Source organism: Acinetobacter sp. VT 511 (assembly GCF_001077515.1).
GTDB classification, from domain to species: Bacteria; Pseudomonadota; Gammaproteobacteria; order Pseudomonadales; family Moraxellaceae; genus Acinetobacter; species Acinetobacter schindleri.
Window position 1 is genome coordinate 30,500 of sequence record NZ_LFRE01000058.1, and the last position, 15,828, is coordinate 46,327.

General features: G+C 35.1%; 19 protein-coding genes. 13 read left to right on the top strand and 6 right to left on the bottom strand.

The annotated features are described in order from the left end of the window. Positions 1-17 precede the first annotated feature (17 nt). The 11 genes from ACS72_RS06475 to ACS72_RS06525 all read left to right on the top strand — a co-directional run bounded on the left by ACS72_RS06475 (position 18) and on the right by ACS72_RS06525 (position 8,061). Complete coding sequence (locus tag ACS72_RS06475) at positions 18-704, top strand: LexA family transcriptional regulator (RefSeq protein ID WP_048881627.1); 687 nt, start codon at positions 18-20, stop codon at positions 702-704. A 56-nt stretch (positions 705-760) separates the two neighbouring features. Then, positions 761-1,141 (top strand): hypothetical protein, encoded by a 381-nt coding sequence (locus ACS72_RS06480; protein ID WP_048881628.1) that lies wholly within the window; start codon positions 761-763, stop codon positions 1,139-1,141. Between the two features lie 111 nt (positions 1,142-1,252). Then, complete coding sequence (locus ACS72_RS06485) at positions 1,253-3,034, top strand: ATP-binding protein (protein ID WP_048881629.1); 1,782 nt, start codon at positions 1,253-1,255, stop codon at positions 3,032-3,034. A 21-nt stretch (positions 3,035-3,055) separates the two neighbouring features. After that, the gene (locus ACS72_RS06490) at positions 3,056-3,928 is read left to right on the top strand and encodes a DNA adenine methylase (protein ID WP_048881630.1); all 873 of its coding nucleotides are present in this window, start codon (positions 3,056-3,058) and stop codon (positions 3,926-3,928) included. A 237-nt stretch (positions 3,929-4,165) separates the two neighbouring features. Next, positions 4,166-4,588 carry a hypothetical protein gene (locus ACS72_RS06495; RefSeq protein WP_048881631.1) on the top strand — a complete coding sequence of 141 codons (423 nt, stop codon included), beginning with the start codon at positions 4,166-4,168 and terminating at the stop codon, positions 4,586-4,588. 2 nt (positions 4,589-4,590) lie between these two features. Next, complete coding sequence (locus tag ACS72_RS06500) at positions 4,591-5,709, top strand: ATP-binding protein (RefSeq protein ID WP_048881632.1); 1,119 nt, start codon at positions 4,591-4,593, stop codon at positions 5,707-5,709. Further along, a complete protein-coding gene (locus ACS72_RS06505; protein WP_048881633.1) occupies positions 5,706-6,803 on the top strand; it encodes a hypothetical protein in 1,098 nt (365 codons plus the stop codon). Before ACS72_RS06500 ends, ACS72_RS06505 begins: the two co-directional genes overlap by 4 nt. Before the next feature lie 130 nt (positions 6,804-6,933). Next, positions 6,934-7,176 carry a hypothetical protein gene (locus ACS72_RS06510; protein ID WP_048881634.1) on the top strand — a complete coding sequence of 81 codons (243 nt, stop codon included), beginning with the start codon at positions 6,934-6,936 and terminating at the stop codon, positions 7,174-7,176. After that, the gene (locus ACS72_RS06515) at positions 7,176-7,448 is read left to right on the top strand and encodes a hypothetical protein (RefSeq protein WP_048881635.1); all 273 of its coding nucleotides are present in this window, start codon (positions 7,176-7,178) and stop codon (positions 7,446-7,448) included. The genes ACS72_RS06510 and ACS72_RS06515 overlap by 1 nt, the downstream gene beginning before the upstream one ends. Further along, positions 7,445-7,795 (top strand): hypothetical protein, encoded by a 351-nt coding sequence (locus tag ACS72_RS18175; protein WP_048881636.1) that lies wholly within the window; start codon positions 7,445-7,447, stop codon positions 7,793-7,795. Before ACS72_RS06515 ends, ACS72_RS18175 begins: the two co-directional genes overlap by 4 nt. After that, positions 7,795-8,061 carry an AlpA family transcriptional regulator gene (locus ACS72_RS06525; protein ID WP_048881637.1) on the top strand — a complete coding sequence of 89 codons (267 nt, stop codon included), beginning with the start codon at positions 7,795-7,797 and terminating at the stop codon, positions 8,059-8,061. Before ACS72_RS18175 ends, ACS72_RS06525 begins: the two co-directional genes overlap by 1 nt. Positions 8,062-8,073: 12 nt before the next feature. Here ACS72_RS06525 and ACS72_RS06530 read toward each other — a convergent pair whose 3' ends face one another. From ACS72_RS06530 to ACS72_RS18185, 4 genes are all read right to left on the bottom strand, one after another. Next, the gene (locus ACS72_RS06530; protein ID WP_048881638.1) at positions 8,074-9,336 is read right to left on the bottom strand and encodes an integrase family protein; all 1,263 of its coding nucleotides are present in this window, start codon (positions 9,334-9,336) and stop codon (positions 8,074-8,076) included. Between the two features lie 1,592 nt (positions 9,337-10,928). Continuing rightward, entirely contained in the window at positions 10,929-11,069 is a 141-nt protein-coding gene (locus tag ACS72_RS18180) for a hypothetical protein (protein ID WP_167367443.1), read from the bottom strand. Between the two features lie 437 nt (positions 11,070-11,506). Further along, positions 11,507-11,908, bottom strand: coding sequence for an Hsp20 family protein (locus tag ACS72_RS06535; RefSeq protein ID WP_048881639.1), 402 nt, complete (start codon positions 11,906-11,908; stop codon positions 11,507-11,509). A 709-nt stretch (positions 11,909-12,617) separates the two neighbouring features. Further along, complete coding sequence (locus ACS72_RS18185; RefSeq protein ID WP_004809164.1) at positions 12,618-12,758, bottom strand: hypothetical protein; 141 nt, start codon at positions 12,756-12,758, stop codon at positions 12,618-12,620. A 466-nt stretch (positions 12,759-13,224) separates the two neighbouring features. Between ACS72_RS18185 and ACS72_RS06540 the strand changes: the two genes are divergently transcribed. Beyond that, positions 13,225-13,869 (top strand): SOS response-associated peptidase, encoded by a 645-nt coding sequence (locus ACS72_RS06540; RefSeq protein WP_048881640.1) that lies wholly within the window; start codon positions 13,225-13,227, stop codon positions 13,867-13,869. Positions 13,870-13,993: 124 nt separating this feature from the next. Here ACS72_RS06540 and ACS72_RS06545 read toward each other — a convergent pair whose 3' ends face one another. Further along, positions 13,994-14,194, bottom strand: coding sequence for a hypothetical protein (locus tag ACS72_RS06545; protein ID WP_004809161.1), 201 nt, complete (start codon positions 14,192-14,194; stop codon positions 13,994-13,996). A 389-nt stretch (positions 14,195-14,583) separates the two neighbouring features. On the opposite strand from ACS72_RS06545, the gene ACS72_RS06550 reads away from it, so the two are divergent. Further along, complete coding sequence (locus tag ACS72_RS06550; protein ID WP_048881641.1) at positions 14,584-14,844, top strand: WYL domain-containing protein; 261 nt, start codon at positions 14,584-14,586, stop codon at positions 14,842-14,844. 325 nt (positions 14,845-15,169) lie between these two features. On the opposite strand, the gene ACS72_RS06555 is transcribed toward ACS72_RS06550, so the two are convergent. Then, positions 15,170-15,454, bottom strand: a complete 285-nt coding sequence (locus ACS72_RS06555) for a hypothetical protein (protein WP_004809157.1) — start codon at positions 15,452-15,454, stop codon at positions 15,170-15,172. Between the last annotated feature and the right edge of the window lie 374 nt (positions 15,455-15,828).

Sequence of the window (15,828 nt, forward strand, 5' to 3'; positions counted from 1 at the left end):
GTTATGGGTATTTTGCAATGAGCAGCGTTTCTGAACGTATCTTGATGAGAATGAAGGAACTTAACCTTCAGCAAGTTGATCTGATTGAGGCCACAGGCCTTAGTAAAGGCACGGTCTCCAAATGGATCTCGGGTGTGAATGTCCCTAGTGGCAAAAGCATCACATCTCTTGCAAAAGCCTTAAAAACATCACCCGAATGGATTTTAGATGGTGAGGGCCTTAAAAATCTTGGCGGCCCTGTAAAAGAAGAAGATGACAAAGGTTTTAATAACGTCAGCTTTAACGGGAAAAAACTTACAAGGATTCCAGTATTAGATTTTGTTCAAGCGGGATTATGGCGAGAAGTTGCTTATGATGGTGGTGAGCCAAAGGGATATACCCTCACTACATATGAGAATAAAGACCCAAGCACTATTTTTAGTGTGACAGTCGAAGGTATGAGTATGTACCCCGAGTTCCAGCCGGGTGATGATATTGTGATTGATGCTTCAATCACTCCCCAACCTGGTGATTATGTGGTAGCTCAGAATGGTGAATATGAAGTTACTTTCAAGAAATACAGGGTCGTAGGTTTTGATGAGCATGGCCGTGAAGTGTTTGAATTGGTTCCGCTAAATCCAGATTTCCCTATTCACAACTCGCAAAAGCACCCCATTTCAATTATTGGTGTAGTTGTTCAGCATCACAGAGAATTTAGAAAATAATAAAAGCCGCTATATGCGGCTTTTTAATAGAGTTTAGGTGAACAGGGGGGAAATTAATGGATATTTGTGCGGGTGTTGGAATTAGAATATCTGGAATACCTATTGAAGAGATTGTTGCATTTAGAACCAACCCTGAGTTTAGGGATAAATTTGTTATAAAAATAGCACCATTTAGCAGGCATCAAGGGGTACAAACAAGAGCTGTTGATAGTGGCAGCTATGAAATCATTATTGAAATCGCTAAAGGGTTATCGCTTGGTGTTGCTGGTAACTATTTGACTGAGTGGATAAAGCACCTCTCTAAAAAACACGATATAAAGAAGTTGTTGATAGAAAAAGATGAGGTAGACATTCAATCCTCCCCCTCTCAGGTTATCAATCAGATCATTATTAAAAATATAAATATTAATAATGGAAAAGATGATGGCGAAGAATGATTTTATGTTTGATTCGTTGAGAAATTTATTCATATCTATCAAGCATTTTAATGGGTGATTAGTTTGCCGCAACCCGAGCGGCTCTTGGATCGGGATTAAGTTGGGGTTGTTATGAAATTAAAGAAAGTACGATTTACTAATAATGGCTTTCGTAAGTTAAGAAATGTCGAAATTGAAATTTCACCTAGAATAACCGTTATCTCAGGTCATAATGGTATTGGTAAATCCACAATTCTGGGATTAATAGCTAATAGTTCTGAAGGGAAAAAACATAAATCGTTATTTGGCAGAACATTTAGATCAGTTTTTTCAGAGATTTTCTTCTTAGATTATACCAATGACTTTAAAAAATTAAGCAACCAATATGAAGCTTTTTTAGACTACAAAATTGGAGCTGAAATTTTCACTAAAAAATGTAGTGTAGAAGGTAATCAAAAAACAAAAATTGAAAGTGAAAAATCTATAAAAAAATTTATGGTTGAAGTTCCCAAAGACGAAATAGAAAAAGTTAAAGCCCTTGATGCAAATGATAGATATATTTATAGATTAAGAGTGATTCCAAGAACAGTTCCTGAAAGCTTTTTACTGGGCAGTGCGCATGGTATTGGTAAAGATGCAAAAGTAAATATTCCAACTCTATATTTAGGAATGAGTAGAATTACACCTATTGGGGAATTTTCATGGGATGATATAGACCTTATTGATTCACAATTAGATCAAGAAGATATTGATTTCATTAATAATATTTTCGACTCAATTTTACCCTACAGAAATAAGAAAAATAATATATTTACTCATGATTTTTCAAATTCAAATAAAGGATCAAAAGTACCAGATCTTGGACACCCCTCCTTGTCAATATCTTTAGGCCAAGATTCTATTAGCGCGATCGTTACCGCATTAGCATCATTTAATCAATTAAAAAATAAAATTGGTAATGAGTATACTGGGGGGATGCTAGTAATAGATGAAATAGAAGCAGGATTACACCCACACGCGCAAAAAAGACTAATTGAACAATTAAAAATTTTAGGTAGTAAATTAAACTTACAAATAATAGTTACAAGTCATTCACTTACTATTATTAAAACAATTCTAAGTCACCAAGATGCTTTGGAATATAAAAAGGATTCCGTTGTATATCTAATGGATACAAATATACCAAGGGCAATGCAAAATGCGACATATCTTAAAATTAAGAACGATATGCTTTTAGTACCTTACACTCCAGAAGTCCAAGAAAAACTTCCTCAATGCAATGTATACTTTGAAGACTTAGAAGCACACGACTTTATGTTATCTATAATTTCTTCCCAAGATATTATTGATACTTACTCTCAGTTTGGAAAGGAATTAAATTTAATTCCAGCAAAATTAGGTTGCGATAACTTATTCGCACTTTCAAATAGCTCTCAACATTTTAGAGAATCAGTTTTAATTTTGGATAGTGATTCAATTGACAATAATCCCTCTAATAAAAAAAATAAATTAATCAGTAACTCACATAATATTTGTATCCTCCCTCCTTATGAGGGTAATACTTATTCAGGAGTTGGACCAGATAAATTGGCCTATATGTACTTATTTAATAAATATGAAAATCAAGGTGATAATTTGGAGTTCTGGAATAATCAAACTCCAGAATGGTTCACGACAGACTATTATCATACTCATATGATGGATTTAAAAATATTTTTACAAGGTGAAACTTTGCCCGTTATATCCACACTTTTGGATATTAAAGGAGTGAATCGTAAGATACTTAAACGATGGTATATGTCACATAGAGACATTATTGACAAGATTCAATTATTCAAAATTTACTCCAAAGAGTTTAACGAAGAGAGTAAACTATTCATTGAATCGCTTTCTAGTGTTTGTGGCCAACTTTAATTTTTTATGGTTTAATTAGATATGGCTACTTTTAATACCCCACTTCGTTATCCTGGTGGCAAAGGTAAGTTTGCACCATTTGTAAAAGATCTAATGGAAGCAAATGATCTTTGCGGCGACTACCTAGAACCTTATGCTGGGGGAGCTGGTGTTGCTTTAGATTTACTTTTTAACGATTATTGTAAAAATATTCACATTAACGACTTTGATGTGGCTATCTTTAACTTTTGGTATTCTGCTTCTCGCGAAACAGAGAGTTTTTTAAAGAAACTAACAGACACACCAGTTACAATTGAAGAATGGCATAAACAAAGGCATATTTTAGCTACACCTGAAGACCATTCATTGCTAGAGCATGGATTTTCAGCCTTCTTTCTCAATAGAACTAACCGTTCTGGTATTCTGAAAGGTGGTGTAATAGGCGGAAAAAAGCAGAATGGCCACTATAAATTAGATGCTCGTTTCACAAAAGAAAATCTAGTCAAACGAATAGAAAAAATAGGTCAATATCAAGATCGTATAAAAGTTTATAATCTTGATGCATTAGCCCTTTTAAAACAGGTAGATGAATTTCTCCCTCAAGGCTCTTTAATTTATCTTGATCCTCCATACTATGTGAAAGGCCAAGGACTTTACAGAAATTTTTACAATCATGATGATCATGTTGAAATTAGAAATGCCTTGGATTTAGTTCAATCCAAGTGGATAGTTTCCTATGATAATTGCCCTGAAATTAAGGAAATCTATAAAGGGTATCACCAAGAAGACTATGAGCTTAACTATAGCGCATATTATAAAACCAAGGGTTCTGAGGTAATGATTTATTGTGACTCAATAAAGCAAGTCGATATTTTTAATAAACAGATGGATTTAGAAATGCCCTTTACTGCTTAATAAATTCATATTTTCAAATAGACTTTTACTATCTTATTACCCACCCCAGCGGTGGGTTTTCTTTTGTCTATTAAAACATAAAAGTTTCCATAAAGAATAAAAAGTTTCTTTCAATAAACTTTCCTCTTGACTATAAAGTTTCCTTTGGTAAACTAAATCTCACAAACAACAAAAAGCCCCAACGTAGCGGTAACTACTTGAGGCATGACCCACTCTCTCTCAGTGAGTAAAGAAATTATGAACGTAAAACCAAATCCTTTCAACTCTGCAAAAGTGTTTCTTGCTTCTTCAGCATTAACGCTTGCTGCCTTAACTCTAATTGCTAAACCGGAAGCAACTGAATACAAGCCAAGCTATGGCAATTCTCAGCCTTCTGAATACGGCGTGCAAACTCTTAAAATTGACGGTGAAACTGGTGTTGCTGTTGTAAAGCTTGACGGCTTCCGTTTGCAAGTCAGTTTTGACTTTGAAGCACATCCTGATAGCTACGGCGTACCAGGTTCTGACTTTACAGCGGTTGAAATCACCAATCTGGCAGTAGACAAGATTACAGATGCCAATGGCAATCCATATAACGATTTCACTGACCATAACGACCACCGCAATATCAATTTATTGCTCTCTACTTTCATTGAAAAAAATAACCTGGTGGAGGTGTAATCATGGCACTACCAATTATTCCAGCCAATCAACCTTTACTGGTTTCAGCAATTATTACTTACCTGTATGCCGATCCAGGCTTAGGGAAAACATCTATTGGCTTTACAGGTGACAAGGCTATTTCTTTCGACTTTGACAAAGGCGCACACCGTACTGGTGAACTTCGTCGCGGTGCAGTTGTTCAGGTGAATCAATGGGCTGATGTTGCGAACCTTACACCTCAAGACCTGGCACCTTATAACACCGTGGTTATTGATACTGTGGGCGCAATGCTGGAAAGCATCAAGACCCATTTAATGCTGAACAGCACCAATAAGCAGAAAGATGGCTCACTGAAACTTAAAGCCCAAGGTCTGGCCAATAACATCTTTAAGCAATACGTGAACACGTTGATTTCAGCCGGTAAGGATGTGGTATTCATTGCACATGCATCAGAAGACCAGAACGGCGACCAGGTAATCTATCGTCCTGATCTGGGTGGTAAGAACCGTAATGAGCTTTACCGTATTGCAGACATCATGGGTTACCTAACCACGGTTACCACTGGTGAAGGTAAACATGCCCGAGTAATCAGCTTTAAGCCTTGCCCTACCCATCACGCTAAGAATGCTGGTGGCCTTGGCGGTGAAACTGGTGAAGTGTGGGTGCCAGATTTAAAGGCCAGTCCTACGTTTCTGGCTGACTTAATCAAGCAGGCCAAAGATCACATTAACACCATGACACCAGAGCAACTTGCAGCAATCAAAGCTCAAGAAGATTTGGAAAATTACATTCAAAGCTGTGCTGAAGCGCAATACGCAAGTGACTTAAATCAGCTCACTGAATCTATTGATAAGAATCACACGTATTACAAGCAAATGCGCGCAGCTCTGAAAACACGTGCTGAAGAAATGGGATGTCAATTTGATAAAGAACGTGGTGCATGGTGTGAACCTGCTGAGTTTTTTGGGCTTTCAGATCAACAATTAGCTGAATTTCAAGACTTCATTGATGCACGTGGCCTGGATGCAAAAACAGTATGTGAGCACCTAGGTATTGATGCACTAAACCAAATTGAAGCCAGCAAACTGGCAGCGGTACAACAAGAAATTGAACAATTAGCAAAGGAATCAATGGCATGAAAATTTTAAACGGAAAAGAAGCTTTTGAAGCAATGATGGCTGGCCGAAAAATTATGTGCCGCGCCGTTGGTGAATTGATGGATTTCGATGATCTGGATCGTTTCCCGGCAACTATCTTTGCAATGCCTGGCTATGAGTTCTGCATCAAGGTTGAAACCATGGAATTGGCTGGTATTACGTTTACTAAACCTTTAACACTTGATGACGTGGTGGAGGGTCAAGAAATTTTCCTGGTTTTCCCTCATTGTGTTGTACATACTCAATTCACTTCACTGTCTGGAAAGTATGTTGAATCTGTACGTTATGGTTTCGCCCAAGCGGATCAGGAAAATGCTGAGTTGCAACTTCAGGCAATTGGTAAACTTCTTGGACGAGATATTCCTTACCCTTTGACGCTAGAAAGTCATTACAAGCCTGAAAAGAAGCGTCGTAGTCGAAAAGCCAAGGAGGATGCTGAACAGCCTGAGCCAGAGGTAGTTCAGCCTATTGAATCCATAGAGCAAGAAGCCACTGATAATACTGAATCACCAGTTACAGAAACTGAAGAAGATTCAGTTGAAACCGACCCTGTAAAGCTTGTTGAGAAATTCACAGCACAAATTGACCAGTTTACTAAGGCTGATGACATTCTTTCATTCCGTCACGTATTTCTGGCCAATGGACACCTAGATCAAAAAGATCAACAGCACTTGTGCAAGCTGACTGAAGATAAATTGCTTGAACTGGATCCTGAGCAATACACGCCTAAGGTTGAACCTGAATCAATCGCAGATGAGGTCATTGAAGTCATGCAACCAAGTTTGATTGATGAAGTTGATCAACAAGCCACTAAGGTTGTTAAGGACAAAATCTGTAAAGACATGATGTCAGGTAGCGGTCAATCAAGCTATCCAGTCGATATGCTCTATACACAAAAGAAAAAGATGCTGATTAACCGCATTCAGGAAATGGATTCGATTGAAGCTTTAGAGCGTCTAGCGCCAGCAATACCAGCTGCAAAATTCAATCCAGAAGATCACCAGGAACTATTGCAAATTTACGCTGAGCGTAAAACTGCAATGCAACATGCTGATTACAATAGCGAGGCATCATGAGTTATCAATATTCATCAATGACCCGAGTGCTGATTATTCAGCACAGAGGTCGGATCCGGACTTATCGCAATATCAGTCTTTTCGGTATTGAAGATTGTATTCAAAACTTTATTTACAGCTGGGGGTACAGATGATCTTCAGAATCAAACAGAAACATGAAGCAGGCTTCAAGCTTTGGTTGGAAAAATTGGGTTATGTGAAAAAAGAACTTGCAGATGGCAGTTCGACTTTTAGTGGGAAAGACACACGTAAAGCATTGAGCTATGTGTTTTTAAAGAAAGATTTAACAGGTAATGCAGCATGTCAGGTGCTATTTGATGAATATGAAATGCACTTGCGTTGTCCTGATTATTTAGATGTGAAGGTGGCGTGATGGAAGATAACAAATTATGGGCAGTCAATATTCCCGAAGAACCTGATTCAGAAGAAATTTTATATCCTGTTCCATCAAAAGAATTGGGTGAGCAAGTTGTTGAACGTTTGCGTAAAGAGGCTATTGAAGCATTTGAAACAGTTGGTGAATGCATTGCTGAAGCGGTCACCCTTGAGGAATGGGATCTTTCCGCGGATGATCATTCTAAATATTTGGAAGAAAGCCCTAATTGGTGGAATGAAACTACCTTTTTAAATAGTGAGCTGGCATGATGACTAATATCCAAGTGGCCAACTTTATTATTGGCGAACTACATAAAGAATTGCCTTTTGACCTTATCTTAAACCAGGCAGAAACAGAAGCATTTTTGACATTTGTTGAAGGTTATAAGGGAGATTTACGACTTCCTATGACATGCAAGAGTGAATCAACCATCATTCAAGTCAATAAAGAAAATATAGATGCAATCTACCTCATGCTTTCACCCCATACTGAACAGCATGAAGAACCTGAAAACAGTATCGATCAATTTATTGCTAGTGGTGGATTTGATGAAGCTTTTAAAGATGTGTTTGGACTGCCTGAAACGGTAAAACAAAGCTTAAAGGAGGTTTCTTAATGAGCTTAAAAAGTTTAGCAAATGAAACTGAAGCGAATAAACAAGAAATGCTTCAGCGGTTTCTAAAAGCTCCAGCTGATCAAAACTTTAGTCATGAGGTTGTAGCCATGTACTTGGGTTGTTCACCTTGGACGCTGGCACGTATGCGGTGTGATGGATCTGACTTGCCTTACACCAAAATTGGACGGCGTGTAGCCTATAAGAAAAGTGATGTACTGGCATATGAGAAAAGCCGTACAGTCACCTGTACAGCGCAGTATGCATAGTAAAAGGCAGGTTTACCCTGCCTTTATTTGTTTTAGACGTTCATCCCAAACGCTTTCATAATTAAAGCAGTCTATTTTTCCTTGATATACCGCTTCAATCATATTCATAGATGCTTTCAGCTCTTCCATGGGAATTTGTACATAACCGCCAGTGACATCAATGCGTGGCTTTTGTGTATGGTTGAGAAGTCGCTTAGTCACATAGATATTGAAGCGTAGTAGGTTACAGATCGTGGCAAAGGTACGTCTGAAATCATGCATTGATACATAGTAGTCCACCTGATCCCCAAGCACTTTTAATGCACGGTCAACCTTAGTTGCATGCATGTTAGCTGCAGTCGGCATTTTAGTTGCTGGGAACACCCAGTCATTTTCTCTTAACAGGTAACGGTCCTTTAAGATCTTCAGCAGATGATCACCTACTGGGAACAGATGGTCCGTACCATTTTTTGTATCTCTAAAAAGTACGGTACCAGTTTTAAAATTGATATCTGACCACTTCAGTCCACAAACTTCCTGACGGCGGCAACCGGTGTACATCGTAAATAGGATAATGTCTCGGTGAGTATTGGATCGTGCCGTATTTTCGAGATTCAATTCATCTTGGTAATTCAGGACAGCGTTATAATATTTGTGAATGACATCTTTATGTAGATGACGCTCTCGACGTTCAAGTGTATTCCAGCCTTTGGTAACTGAAATAATATCAACCGGATTAGATTTTAGGATTGGAGCTTCATCCGATGAATAAAGCACATGGATGTATTTCCACAATGTACCTAGTAGTGAAATAGCTCCATTTGCGGATGATTTGCTTAGTTCTGAAACTGTCAGGAACTTATCCAGTACTTCATTTTTAGTAATCTCAAATAGCTTTCGATTTGACCAGCCTAAATATAGGTCAAAATATTTATTATATTGACGTATAGTTTTAGGTTTAAAGTCATTGCGCTTGATATAGATATCCAGTGCCTGACCTACTGTGATATCCAGTGGGTTCTCAGCAGCCTTCCCTTTTACTGGTTTCTGGTATTCCTCATTAGCAATTTGAGCCAAAATCATTTGTGCTTTGGCACGTGCAGCGATTGCAGATATTTCATTGGTCTTACCGAGTACGACTCGGTAAAGCTTCCCTGCATGACGGCGCTCCACAATATAAGATTTGGATTTGGTGGTAGCTCGGACAGCGAATCCGATTAACTCCTGGTCACGGTATATCTTTTGACCAGAATCACACAATGAGATAGCATCAACATTGGACTTGTTGAGTTTCATAATTTGATCATCAAAATTTTAGCTCGCAATGATTAAATCATGTTTCTCAACAGTCTACAAATAGTCTACAAGTCAAACTTTTAATCAATAAAACACCCTTCAAAATCACCATAAATAATTGTTTTTATTTAATTTAATAAATTAACCTACCCCACAAGTATGCTATAACAGAAATAGAATCCGCCAAGTCGCGACTGGAGGGGAAGATTGAGCATTAAAATAGGCTTACCTAATGATTTATAAACTTAAAAGATTTAAGAATGAATCATATTGTATTCGTTTGTCTTCATCTCGGCTCAACAATCTATAAAGTTTATTTTTTGTAAATTCTTAGATTTTACGAAATTAATTTTACAAAATTTTATCCAATTTTTTGTTAATTAAATCATTGTCATACATCAAATAATATCAGAAATTTCTCATTATCAATAAAAATATCCACCTTATTTCATTAACATTTGATACTTGGTATATTTTTTATGAGCTTTTGGTTCATTACAGCTTTATATGAATGAGTATCCACAAATAATACTTCATAAAAAACCTCCCGAGGGAGGTTTGATTACAAAGTATGGGCCAATACGTAGATGACTGTACTAATAATTACGATAGCCAATAAAGTTATTAATATTTCAAGCTTAGTCATTAAAGGACACTCTGACTTCTTGTTACTTATATTGTAGCCTATCTTAACACTGAATCCTAAATATAAAGGATTACTAGAAATTTTAAAATATTTGCACTTTATTAATTCAGATTAAATCTAATGAATCCAGTTAATTATATTTTCTATCATTAAATCGACAGACGATATACTTCAATATGCAATCTTTAAAAATATGACTTTCATTATTCACACTGATCATTTTCATCAAAATCATTGAACCACATACAAAGATTTATCATTTTTAGTTTCTATTGAATATTTAATGATATTTTTTAGCTTCTAATAGACAAACCCTGACTTCACCTTAAGAAACAGGGTAACTTTATATCCAAATACATGTAGCCCTGCTCTACTAAAACTATTTAATTTCTTTCAAGCAATCGCGACATAACTTAATTTCTTCGCTATCAGCCGTACATTCAAACTCAATCGTACTATGTAGGCCAAATAAGCAAAGTACGAACTGGAACATATCGATCTCCTTGCTTTAGTGCCCCCCCTATTTCAAAATATAAGGGGAATGATCCCTAGAATTTAAAAATCTCATCTAACTATAGAAATTAATATAAAATTAAACAAATCAATCCCTGATTACCATTTTATGGTCCTTAGCCAAATATTTTCTCTTTAAACTATTTAAAGATAACTTCTGAATAGATTCATTTAAGTATAGGAAATATATACTAATAGTTCTTACCCGTTAGTTTTATGTTTCTTTAAGTACTTGTTAAACTAGTTGAGGACTTCTCATAAATATATAAATTACCTAGAAAGCTACTAATTGCAAAATCAACAAATACTCAGCCTAGTCGTTTCTTCAGTTAAACAAGGCCAAGGATTAATTTAGCCAATATTTGCATTTGATTGTTATTTTTCCTTTCTAAATAGTCGAAGACCTCACTCATTTGTGAGGTCTTTTATTAATTTATTCAGGGGTATTTGATGCCTTAGATTCTGTCTCCGCTTCGTGATGAGAACAGTTTTTTGCATTTCCCTTTTTGTATTTAGCCTTTTTATAACAATATCCAGCCAATACGCCTGCGCCAATCAATGTTAGTAATTTCATTGCTCACCTCAATAGATTAGAAATAACAACCTCTATAGGTATCATCTATATGGATTGCATTCCAAAGCTATTTGGAAAGTTTTTTTAAATGAAAGGTTAATTTATGTGTATAAAATAAAAAAGCCCACATTCTTGTGAGCTTTCCCCTTAACCATTTTGCGCTGATTTAGAATCGTTGATAAAACATACAACGATCAAACAATAGACAATCTATAAAAAATATAAATATATATACAAATTAAATATATATCCATATTAAATAAGTCTGAAATTTAATTATTGCAACAAATAATCAAACCAGCAACTTAGTTCTGAAGGTAATAAAAACCACCCGAAGGTGGCTTAAATTTGTTCTATTCTTATTAGAAAAACTATTTTTATTATTGAGTCTTCGACTCTCCCCATAGCTTTTCATTATTTTTACGACCAATAGGAATCTAGCGTGCCATCACCTCATCAGGGACTCTCCGTTGCAGATCTATAGTCAATAAACCATTATCATAATCTGCCTGCTGAACCTCTACATGTTCATCCAGGCGTAACGATAACTTAAATGAACGGCTTGCGATTCCCTTATATAAATATTCAACGTTTGGATCGTTTTCTTCTACTACTTTACCAGTTATAGTCAGTACCTTGTTTTCCAAATTAATCTCGAGTTGATCCTGATTAAATCCTGCAGTTGCAACAGAAATACGATAATTATTATCTCCTGTTTTTTCAATATTATAGTGGGGGTAATTTGGCGTATCGCTTTGTAATGCAAAATCGAATAGATCACTTAAGTGGTCAAAACCAATACTCCGACGGAATAGTGATGATAAACTGAAATTACTCATCGTAACACCCTCCTGATTTTATCAACCAGCTGAGACTTCATTATCGATTTTGATAATAGAGTAAGAAGCAATATCTGGATTGCTATCTTATTTATCAGGGTACATGCAGGTATTTTTAACGGCAGAAATAAATGAAAATACATTTCTTGCCCTATTTATATTTTTCCCAGCAGATTTAGAAAAAATTAAATTTAAGTGAGTATTTAAAACATCGTTTTTTTCTTAGGAAGGGCAAAAATTAATATTTTTTTATAAAAAAAACCGCACCTTGGGGAAGATGCGGATAAAACTCGATATTTAATCAAGTGTGGAGCTTTTTGAACACCTAGTAAAATAATCAAGATTTAAGAAACTGTCAATAAAATATTTAACTAAAATCTTAATTGATAAAGATAAAATTTTCTCTCTAGCGGGTTTTATGAGCGTCTATTTAATTAGACTCAATCGTTATTGTCACCTACCTCGCCCCCATGGACCTGATGATCAATTTCAGTTGCACCCTTCAAAGCCAATAAACAAAATATAAGGTTTAGCATAATTTTTCTTCCTATGAATAAGTTTATGGGAATGTTTAAGTATTTTCCTCTTTTAACTGCCTTGATTTAAATATCATCTTATTAAAAATTAAATAAGATCATTTACATCACATTAAGAATTTCCTGAATCTAAGAAAATTTGAGGAATCTACTTAACAATATTGTTCCAGCAATTAAGCCGAGAACTCTTTTAATAAAAATCGCTTTACTGTCTCATCAAAATCCGGATTTGCGAGAATTGGCTGATTATTTTTAATAACTTGATAGCAACAGCTTGCAGCCACACCTACACCTAATAATGTCAACAATTTCATTGTTCACCTCAGATACTAAAAAGTTAAACTTAAACTATCATTCAAAATTGTTGCCTTCCAACTTAGTTTTGATGATTTTATGTTCTGTATGTAATTGAATGTAGGTAAGATAAATGGTGTTGGGTAAAAAATATACAGTTAAGTAAACATTGTAATTAACCTACTGTCTTGCACCACAGTTTTGTCAAAAAGGTCAATTTAAGTTAATTATGACTTAAATTACTTCTGTTTAATTATGTTCTTATTCTAATAAAAATAAAATAACAGGCATCCGGCATACTAAGTCTGAGTGCATTACATGATCAATTTCTTAAAGAGTAAAATATTTATATTTCATGTTTAATACTGAGTGGAAAGTTATTCCAAACCTGCAAAAAGTGTAATTACGTTTTTAAGTGGTTTTGTGTCTATATTCATCTTATCTTAATTTTTATTACAGATAAAAATTAGAATGTAGAGGTCAATTATGTGCTCAAACTATGAGTTTCCTTCGAAACAACGCTTGTCTTTACTCGACATTCATGAAGAGCAGCTAGAATTAGAAATTAAATCTCATGTCTATCCACTTGCACCTGCTCCTATCATTATGCGTGGCACGGAAAATTTTGAACTCGATATTGCTCATTTTGGACTAATCCCTTCCTGGGCAAAAGAATTAAAATTTGGTCGTCACACCTACAATGCACGTACTGAAACAGTTGCCAGCAAACCCAGTTTTCGGCATGCCTGGGTAAAAAACCAATTTGCATTGGTGCCTGTAGATGTGTTCTATGAACCTAAATATATAGAGGGAAATTCACATTGGTTTGGAATTTCACATGCAGATGGTAACCCTTTTACTGTTGCTGCAATTTATGATGATGCCCATATTGATGGCAAGAGAATCAGATCTTTTTCAATGTTGACCATGAACGCAGATAAACATCCATTTATGAAACAGTTTCACCGTCCAGACGATGAAAAGCGTTCGATTATTGTCATCCCAGAAGAATTGCGCTATGACTGGTTGCACTGTAGTCATGAAGAAGCCAATGATTTTTTTATTGAAATGAAAGACGAATTTATTGCCAAGCCTCAGAATAAAGAAAATTTATTAGATAAGAAAAATTAAGTACTCATAACAGCATTCAGTTTACTTATTTAAATACTTATAGAGCAAAAATATTTTATTAACACTTTTTAAAAGACAATTAAAAGCCCAAATAAAATTGGGCTTTATTGGATTAAAATTAGTTTCACTCTTCCACTTCTATAGGATCACCATCTTCCGGACGTGTATGACGCGTAGCATCATCTGCCGGGTCAACACTTGAACCATCTTTAGTAATTGCATTATATAATTCATCTTCCTTCTTATCATCAATAAATTCCTCGTCATCAAATTCCAGAGGCTCATTATCATCATTAAAGTTTAAAGGCTTTTCTTCATCTTTCATGGCGATCCCTTCATAATTATCATGAGAAATTCTTATGCTCAAACATTGGTTAAAGTTATTCAATAGTCAACAATCATCATTTGTGTAACTAAAAAGAAAGAAGAGTAAAATTTAAAATGTTTTAAAAAAAATTATACGCTAATTTTGCTCTTAGCCTAAATCTATAATTCAAATGATTTAAAAATAAAATTTTTCTTGAAAGTCAGCTAACAAAGATAATCAGTTATCTTATAGCTGATTAAAATAGAAATTTTATTAAGGGATGGATACACAACAAAACCATAACCTTCTAGAGATACTACATAATAAAACTCCGATTAGAATTATTTTTAAAACATGAGTTTATCATTTGTATTTCATGCGATATTTATATTGATATCGAGGTTAATATGAGTAATCGGCATATCAAAGAAATAATTTCCTCAGCTGGACGTAACTTGCATACCATTATCATCACTGCGCGAGAAGATGACGGTTCAATTGAAACACGCGAGGCGGAACCTTATAGTTATCGTCGTAAAGGTAAGACTGAGAAATTTTTTTGTTATGACATTCGCAGAGATGGTATCCGAAATTTTCATGTTGATAATATTATTTTCGTTGAAGAAACAGAAAATACTTTTTATCCACGCTGGATCGTAGAGGTTTAGACTCAAATTTCATCAATAAAAATCAGACTGTCCTATCAAAGTCCACCTATTACAATGCAGGCCAACTTTAACAAGTCTAATAATAAATGAAACTAATATATTTTTTATTGATTAATTTACAATCAATTTAGCTTCTTTGATTTATAGAATGATCAAAAATTTAATTAACTATTATCTATTTACATAACCTTTAAAAATAAGGCGCATAATTTTTGGGATTGTACTTTATTATACATTTTCTTCATCAACGTCCTTCCAAACTTAAATTCAGTTATGAAGCCCAAAAGAAAACCGCCTTATAGCGGCTTTCTTCAAGTTTCAATACTTAGCGCTGTTGTCCGCGTTGATTTTGTTGATCACGCTGATGAGCTTGTTGTGTTGAATCTTGCTGTTGACCTTGTTGATTAGGCTGCTGTTGCTGTTGCAGATCCTGCTGATTCTGTTGATCTTGCTGGTTCTGCTGATTTTGCTGACGTTGATTTGGGTTCTGTTGATTTTGCTGGTTAGGCTGTTGCTGTTGCTGTTGATTTGGGTTTTGCCATTGGTCTTGCTGATTTTGCTGACGCTGTTGCTGATTCTGGTTCGGATTTTGTTGGTTTTGGTTAGCCATTGGAGACGCTCCTTTTTCCTTTATAAGTAAATGAACCGATCTTTACGAGTTCAGTATTTACTCTACAGCCTTCTGCATAAACTCCAAGTCATAACCTGTTACAGACTAATTCAATGTAAAATAAATTGATTTAAACTATTGATAATCCATTTTTACACTTACATTATTTACCCAAGCATCTCGTAAATAATAAGAATAGCTACTAATATGTGCAGATGAAATCTATATCTTAAAAAATGCAAAATTCTATTTTTTTAAAATATAAATATTTTATGTATAATTCGTAAAATTATTAACTATAAAACTTAGATTTAATATTTTTTCAAGACATCAAAACCTATATAAAGATTCTAAATACTTTATACAGGGAATAT

Excerpts from the sequence above, each read along its gene's own strand:
- ACS72_RS18185 (WP_004809164.1), bottom strand. The coding sequence starts at position 12,758 with ATGAAATTGTTGACATTATTAGGTGTAGGTGTGGCTGCAAGCTGTTGC.
- ACS72_RS06530 (WP_048881638.1), bottom strand. The coding sequence starts at position 9,336 with ATGAAACTCAACAAGTCCAATGTTGATGCTATCTCATTGTGTGATTCT.
- ACS72_RS06505 (WP_048881633.1), top strand. The coding sequence starts at position 5,706 with ATGAAAATTTTAAACGGAAAAGAAGCTTTTGAAGCAATGATGGCTGGC.
- ACS72_RS06485 (WP_048881629.1), top strand. The coding sequence starts at position 1,253 with ATGAAATTAAAGAAAGTACGATTTACTAATAATGGCTTTCGTAAGTTA.
- ACS72_RS18175 (WP_048881636.1), top strand. The coding sequence starts at position 7,445 with ATGATGACTAATATCCAAGTGGCCAACTTTATTATTGGCGAACTACAT.
- ACS72_RS06535 (WP_048881639.1), bottom strand. The coding sequence starts at position 11,908 with ATGAGTAATTTCAGTTTATCATCACTATTCCGTCGGAGTATTGGTTTT.
- ACS72_RS18180 (WP_167367443.1), bottom strand. The coding sequence starts at position 11,069 with ATGAAATTACTAACATTGATTGGCGCAGGCGTATTGGCTGGATATTGT.
- ACS72_RS06545 (WP_004809161.1), bottom strand. The coding sequence starts at position 14,194 with ATGAAAGATGAAGAAAAGCCTTTAAACTTTAATGATGATAATGAGCCT.
- ACS72_RS06480 (WP_048881628.1), top strand. The coding sequence starts at position 761 with ATGGATATTTGTGCGGGTGTTGGAATTAGAATATCTGGAATACCTATT.
- ACS72_RS06500 (WP_048881632.1), top strand. The coding sequence starts at position 4,591 with ATGGCACTACCAATTATTCCAGCCAATCAACCTTTACTGGTTTCAGCA.
- ACS72_RS06555 (WP_004809157.1), bottom strand. The coding sequence starts at position 15,454 with ATGGCTAACCAAAACCAACAAAATCCGAACCAGAATCAGCAACAGCGT.
- ACS72_RS06540 (WP_048881640.1), top strand. The coding sequence starts at position 13,225 with ATGTGCTCAAACTATGAGTTTCCTTCGAAACAACGCTTGTCTTTACTC.
- ACS72_RS06475 (WP_048881627.1), top strand. The coding sequence starts at position 18 with ATGAGCAGCGTTTCTGAACGTATCTTGATGAGAATGAAGGAACTTAAC.
- ACS72_RS06510 (WP_048881634.1), top strand. The coding sequence starts at position 6,934 with ATGATCTTCAGAATCAAACAGAAACATGAAGCAGGCTTCAAGCTTTGG.
- ACS72_RS06525 (WP_048881637.1), top strand. The coding sequence starts at position 7,795 with ATGAGCTTAAAAAGTTTAGCAAATGAAACTGAAGCGAATAAACAAGAA.
- ACS72_RS06490 (WP_048881630.1), top strand. The coding sequence starts at position 3,056 with ATGGCTACTTTTAATACCCCACTTCGTTATCCTGGTGGCAAAGGTAAG.
- ACS72_RS06495 (WP_048881631.1), top strand. The coding sequence starts at position 4,166 with ATGAACGTAAAACCAAATCCTTTCAACTCTGCAAAAGTGTTTCTTGCT.
- ACS72_RS06550 (WP_048881641.1), top strand. The coding sequence starts at position 14,584 with ATGAGTAATCGGCATATCAAAGAAATAATTTCCTCAGCTGGACGTAAC.
- ACS72_RS06515 (WP_048881635.1), top strand. The coding sequence starts at position 7,176 with ATGGAAGATAACAAATTATGGGCAGTCAATATTCCCGAAGAACCTGAT.